The organism is Xenorhabdus lircayensis (assembly GCF_016306625.1).
GTDB lineage: Bacteria > Pseudomonadota > Gammaproteobacteria > Enterobacterales > Enterobacteriaceae > Xenorhabdus > Xenorhabdus lircayensis.
The window spans coordinates 1-5,558 of sequence record NZ_JACOII010000043.1 but is presented as its reverse complement, the minus strand read 5'-3'; the positions used below and the strand labels follow the sequence as shown (position 1 = coordinate 5,558).

The window sequence follows — 5,558 nt, the reverse complement described above, 5'->3', positions numbered from 1 at the left end:
TTGTCGGCTTTTTGTTGGAGGTCGTATCAGGCTTAATTGCTTATACGTTCCAACCGAAAAAGCCGAGCTTAGGTTTACGTGATCAGGAAATCGCTGTGCTTAAACAGAGTTGAGGTTAATTATGCAGTACGGTCACGTTAGGCCAATGCCACACTGTTTGGATACCGAAAATTGAATTTTAGGTTGGTTCAGCTGTACGTAACAATCCGGCATAGATGCCATCTGTTTCGACCAATTGTTGATGGGTTCCCCATTCTTCTAACTGGCCATCCTTGAGCACCAATATTTGATCCACATGACGAATAGTAGAGAGACGGTGCGCAATAGAGATGACCGTGCGTTCGGATGCCATTTGTGCCACAGCTAGAGAAATTGCCCTCTCAGTCGTGTTGTCTAGCGCACTGGTTGCTTCATCAAGCAGTAGAATTGGCGGATTACGCAGGATCGTTCGAGCCAGCGCGAGGCGTTGTTTTTCTCCGCCTGAAAAGCGATAGCCACGTTCACCAACCTTGGTTTGATAGCCTTCAGGCAGCGAGGCGATTAAATCATGAATTTGTGCAGTACGCGCAGATGCAATAAGATCCTCATCACTGGCCTCTGGGCAGGCAAAGCGTAAGTTTTCTGCGATGCTAGTATTCATGAGAAATGGCTCTTGCGTGACTACGCCGAGTACGTTTGCAAGTTGTTCAAAGCTCATCTCTCGAAGGTCAATACCATCAATTGTAATCCGACCTTGACTCGGATCAACGAGTCGAGCCAGAAGATAACCGAAGGTACTTTTACCTGCACCTGTAGGTCCGACTATAGCCACATGACTCCCTGCTGGGATATCTATTGACACATTGCATAAGCTTGACATGTCAGTATTATCGTAGCTAAAACTGACGTTTTCAAATCGTACATGGCCTCGCGGATCTTCATTACTGAGGTCTCGAACCTGAACAGGTTCTGCAATATCGGGAGGGGTGTCTAAGTATTTAAAAATACGTGTAAATAATGCCCGTGTAGTGCGTAGTTTTACCGTATTTTCCAACAAATTTTCTAAGGGCCACAACAATTGTTCCTGTAGTGCGATCAAGGCCACGAGCGTACCGATGGTAACTGGCACGCCTTGTCCAATCAGCAAACCGCCTAATAGTAATGTCAGTGCAGGCATCGCACCGAGTAGCAGTTCAATCACCGACCAGGACCATTCACCAGCAGTATGTGCACGCACTTCTAAATGCAAGGTTTCGGACGATGCTTTTTCAAAACGTTGGATCAGAAAAAGACTACGTGCCAGAGTACGTGACAGGATAATGCCTGGAGCTGATAGGGTTTCTTGTACGATCGCAGACATATCGGCATGACTATCTTGTTGTTGATGCGTCAGGCGTTCACGTATAATTCCGACTCTGTGACTGAGCCAGAGTGATGGTGGCAAGACGACAAAGGAGAACAGTGCTAGCCTCCAGTCCAGCAACAGCATAGCAATGGCGGTAGTTACGGTAATGGTGGCATTGCGAATGATTTCGGTCACCGTATTGCTGACGACAGATTGAAGTCCGCCAATGTCACTGGCGATACTTGATTGAATTTCACCTGTCCGAGTTCGTGTAAAAAAGGCAAGAGAAAGTGTTTGCAGGTGCCCATAGAGCTGTACCCGTAGCTCGTGCATTATGGCTTGACCTATCTTGGTAGATAATATCATTTGTGTCGCGTTAATCGCTGCGTTTAGAGCAGTAATCACGATTAAACCTAATGTTAACCAACCAAGAAGCTGTATATTTTGTTGAGGTAGTGCCGTATCAATAATTTCGCGTAATAAAAAGGGCGCGAGAACGCCGATACTAGCTCCAATGACGATGAGTAAGCCAATAAAAATAATGCGTCCTCGCCAAGGTTTAAATAGGGTCAGAATGCGTTGCAAAGAGACATGGCGTGCAGAAAGTTTTTCGTAATCGTCAAAATTAGCCATATACTTCGTTATCCAAGTTTTAACTCAATTAATAGTGATTTTCAGTCACCAGAAATATTAATCAGAGAAATTATGCATACAGTTAACCGCGAATTCAACTTCGAAGTGCGACACTATGCTGCTGTTTTAAATTCCTCAAAAACCCCCTTTGGAGGTCTAAACCCCAAACACTTTCTCGGCCTGTTATTGAGGATGTCTTGATAAAATTGAACCTCTTCATCCGTGATTTCGTTTAAATCAGTTCCTTTTGGAATGTACTGCCGAAGCAATCCATTGAAATTCTCATTCAGCCCGCGTTCACAGGAGCGATAAGGATGGGCAAAATACATGTCCGCTTCCAACGCTTTCGCGATTTTTTTATGCTCCTGAAATTCGCCACCATTATCAAAAGTGATGGTAAAACATTGGCTTTTGTAATCGTCCAGCAGAGCGATGATGGCATCACTGACCACTTCAGCTTCCTTCGACGGTACTTTCTTTATCAGGTACAGGCGGCTACAACGTTCCGCAAGTGTCACGATAGCGCCCGTTCCCTGTTTACCCAGTACCAAGTCAGCTTCCCAGTCACTAAACGGCTGCGTTCTTCCACTTGCGCCGGCCTATGTTCTATGGAAACCGCATCCGGGATAGGCGGGCGATTCTGACTATTGCCTTTCCGATAACGCCGTTTAGCTTGCCTAAGACATTTCCAGAGCTTTCCACCTTGCCTTTTGTTTTCATAGACATAATTAACCCGAATTCTGGATAAAGAACTGGCGAAGTGCCTGTTCCAAGAGCAAAGTTTTAGTGCACACCAAAAAATGCTCTAAAAAGGAACAGGCAATGAACAAACTAATTGAAATTTTCTGCGATGTCGATGACTTTTGTCGTTTTTTCATTCCTCAATGGGCGCAGTTTTGTCTCACTAAGGGGCATCGTCTGCGCCGCAGACAAGGTCACATGTATCCCAGCGAAATTATGACCATCCTGATCCTCTTTCACATGTCGCATTACCGTGATTTTAAACATTTTTATCTGGAGCATCTTTGGACATATCATCATCACGATTTTCCAACCTTGCTCAGTTATACCCGCTTTGTCAGTGTCGCCCCTTCCGTTTTAGTTCCACTGTGCAGTTATCTGACTCAATTAAAAGGAAAACCCACGGGAATTGCTTTTATTGGTTCCACAAGTTTGCACGTGTGCCCTAACATCCGTATTCCTCGCCATAAAGTGTTTAAGGAGGTGGCGCAGCGAGGGAAGACCTCGATGGGAGGGTTTTACGGTTTCAAATTACACTTGATGGTTAACCATCAAGGCGAAATTCTGGCACTCAAAGTCACCGCCGGTAATGTGGATGATCGGGAACCGGTTCGCGAATTAGCCAAAGAATTAACCGGGTGTCTTTATGGTGACAAAGGCTATCTGAGTCAGGAACTGGCAGACGATTTAGCGCAAACCGGTGTGACGTTCATGACGAAAAAGCGCCGTAATATGAAAGCACGAGTGTTGGCTGAGTGGGATAAGATGATGTTATCAAGGCGTTTTATTATTGAGACAATTAATGGGCAATTAAAAACCATTTCTCAAATAGAGCATTCTCGGCACCGAAGTATAAAAGGATTTCTATTGACCGTTTTAGGTGGTGTCATTGCTTACTGCCTGAAATGGAAGAAACCGTCACTGAACGTTTTCTACTCGGAAGAAGATTTTCCAATGAAGGTGAAGATGACGCATTTCACCCCATTGAAATACCTACCTCAGCATTAACCATACTGATGAATATACTGGGTGAATTAGCAGCAGGTAATGCAGTGCAAATTGTACCAGTGCATGCTGAACTTACGACGCAAGAAGCTGCAAACATACTGAATGTATCTCGTCCTTATATGGTGAAATTATTGGAAGAAGGAAAGTTACCTCATCATAAAACGGGGAGACATCGTCGAGTGTTATTTTCCGATTTGATGGAATACAAAAAGAAACGTGATGCTGACAGTTTGTCTGCTATGAAAGAACTTGGGCTAGGTTATTAAAAGATGAAATATTCTCCTTATCCCGTGGTACTTGATGCATGTGTTCTGTATCCGGCAAGATTGCGTGACTTGCTGATGCATTTAGGTCTGGCTGGCTTGTACCAACCAAAATGGTCGGACGCTATTCAGGACGAATGGAAGAGAAATCTACTGCAACAGCGTCCTGATATACCATCTGATAGGCTGGAACACACGACAGTCCTAATGAATAAAGGCCTTGCCAGATGCCAATGTCACGGGTTTTGAGTCATTAATTGAAGGGATCTCCCTGATAAAGACGATCGCCATGTATTGGCCACGGTCATACGTGCAAAGGCAGAAGTCATAGTCACTATGAACCTGAAAGACTTTCCAGCCGATATTTTAGGTGAATTTGATATTGAAGCGCTTCATCCGGACGAATTTATTTCCGACCTCTTTGACTTAAACCATGCAATTGCACTGGAAGCTGTCAGGCAGCAACGCATGGCACTGAAAAATCCACCAATGACTACAGATGAATTTATAGATATGTTGCTAAAACAAGGATTACCTAAGACGGTTAAAGCTATTGATGCTTATAAGTTTATGATCTAGTTTTACCGATTGTTGTTCGCACACAACTCATTGCTTTTTGAGGCGGCTTCATTTAACTAACTTCGGCATTTTGTTGATATCCGCAACGGGTCTGCCGGTTTTTTCTCCTCGCGATTTTTTCGCTGCGATCCCATCAGCCTGCCGCTCCTTGATCAACCCACGCTCAAACTGATTGAATGCCGACACCATATGCAATTGCAAATCCTGCATCGGGTTAAATGCATGGTGAAAAAGCAGCAAATGCAATGGAGCCAACAAGGAGCACATTACTTACTACAGACGCGAACAGCGGTATTAAATGATGATTTAAAAGCCCGATTTAAGCATTGGTATCCGGGGATAAAATTAAGTGAAGAAACGGGTCACTATTTTACAGAAGCTGTTGCCGCATAAGTGCCCCACGGTTTTTTATGCTCTCCATTTATTCTTTGTTTGTTAATAATAATTACTACAGCTATCGCTAAGGTTGAAGAAAGTAGCCATTTAAAATGGTGAATAAAATTCACTTATAAAAAGAGTGAAGGTTAAAAATAACAAAAGAAAAATATCAAGCGTGTAACATTTTATTTTTGAGAATTCATGAAGGTTTGTCCATAGATAAATTATAATGCTGACTATGCAATCATCTAAACAAAGAACACATTAAAAGATGATGTCACGTAGTCCATTAAATAAAAAAAGGAATGATATCTTTTGATTATATAAAGTTATTTTATAGCAATAAAGATCAATATATGAAAAATAATTACCTATGATTTAAAGTTGTTTAGTGGTAATCCGCACTCTCTCAGAGAAAGATATCAGGCTTTACATTGGAGCAACACACGCAACGCAGCTATGCCAGAAGGCATATCATTTACTGCTTTGTTAAATTCGGTAAAGCGTTCGTTGTTGTCTTCATATTCAGTAATTTTTGCAGTTAGAAAGTCCCATTCAATGGGCTTTCATCATCGTTTTCGATGAGGTATTTGAATGTTGCTTCTTTATAGGGATTGCTCAATGAAACAGTG

The 5,558-nt window shown here is 42.8% G+C and carries 5 protein-coding genes and 4 pseudogenes; 6 read left to right on the top strand and 3 right to left on the bottom strand.

The features are described from left to right. Window positions 1–113 (top strand): annotated as a pseudogene (locus tag H8A87_RS20635) (IS982 family transposase); the annotation flags it as partial. A 65-nt stretch (window positions 114–178) separates the two neighbouring features. On the opposite strand, the gene H8A87_RS12815 reads toward H8A87_RS20635, so the two are convergent. Together H8A87_RS12815 and H8A87_RS12810 are read right to left on the bottom strand one after the other, a co-directional pair. Beyond that, entirely contained in the window at window positions 179–1,957 is a 1,779-nt protein-coding gene (locus H8A87_RS12815; RefSeq protein ID WP_198690346.1) for an ABC transporter ATP-binding protein, read from the bottom strand. 113 nt (window positions 1,958–2,070) lie between these two features. Next, window positions 2,071–2,684, bottom strand: a pseudogene (locus tag H8A87_RS12810) (IS30 family transposase); the annotation flags it as partial. A gap of 95 nt (window positions 2,685–2,779) precedes the next feature. Here H8A87_RS12810 and H8A87_RS12805 point away from each other — a divergent pair. The 4 genes and pseudogenes from H8A87_RS12805 (at window position 2,780) to H8A87_RS19910 (ending at window position 4,548) form a co-directional block, all read left to right on the top strand. After that, entirely contained in the window at window positions 2,780–3,706 is a 927-nt protein-coding gene (locus H8A87_RS12805) for an IS982 family transposase (protein WP_198690345.1), read from the top strand. Then, window positions 3,673–3,972, top strand: a pseudogene (locus H8A87_RS12800) (helix-turn-helix domain-containing protein); the annotation flags it as partial. The gene H8A87_RS12805 and the pseudogene H8A87_RS12800, both read left to right, overlap by 34 nt. A gap of 3 nt (window positions 3,973–3,975) precedes the next feature. Beyond that, window positions 3,976–4,218, top strand: a complete 243-nt coding sequence (locus H8A87_RS19915) for a PIN domain-containing protein (protein WP_232370228.1) — start codon at window positions 3,976–3,978, stop codon at window positions 4,216–4,218. Window positions 4,219–4,305: 87 nt separating this feature from the next. Continuing rightward, on the top strand, window positions 4,306–4,548 hold the full coding sequence (locus H8A87_RS19910) for a hypothetical protein (RefSeq protein ID WP_232370227.1): 243 nt from the start codon (window positions 4,306–4,308) through the stop codon (window positions 4,546–4,548). A gap of 48 nt (window positions 4,549–4,596) precedes the next feature. Here the strand turns inward: H8A87_RS19910 and H8A87_RS12790 are convergent, their stop codons facing one another. Next, window positions 4,597–4,758, bottom strand: a complete 162-nt coding sequence (locus tag H8A87_RS12790; protein WP_232370226.1) for a recombinase family protein — start codon at window positions 4,756–4,758, stop codon at window positions 4,597–4,599. Window positions 4,759–4,764: 6 nt separating this feature from the next. On the opposite strand from H8A87_RS12790, the pseudogene H8A87_RS12785 reads away from it, so the two are divergent. Then, a pseudogene (locus H8A87_RS12785) lies at window positions 4,765–4,941 on the top strand (ISKra4 family transposase); the annotation flags it as partial. Between the last annotated feature and the right edge of the window lie 617 nt (window positions 4,942–5,558).

Bases quoted from the DNA above. Each gene is read 5' to 3' on its own strand.
- H8A87_RS12815 (WP_198690346.1), bottom strand. From the start codon at position 1,957: ATGGCTAATTTTGACGATTACGAAAAACTTTCTGCACGCCATGTCTCT.
- H8A87_RS12805 (WP_198690345.1), top strand. From the start codon at position 2,780: ATGAACAAACTAATTGAAATTTTCTGCGATGTCGATGACTTTTGTCGT.
- H8A87_RS19915 (WP_232370228.1), top strand. From the start codon at position 3,976: ATGAAATATTCTCCTTATCCCGTGGTACTTGATGCATGTGTTCTGTAT.
- H8A87_RS19910 (WP_232370227.1), top strand. From the start codon at position 4,306: ATGAACCTGAAAGACTTTCCAGCCGATATTTTAGGTGAATTTGATATT.
- H8A87_RS12790 (WP_232370226.1), bottom strand. From the start codon at position 4,758: ATGCAGGATTTGCAATTGCATATGGTGTCGGCATTCAATCAGTTTGAG.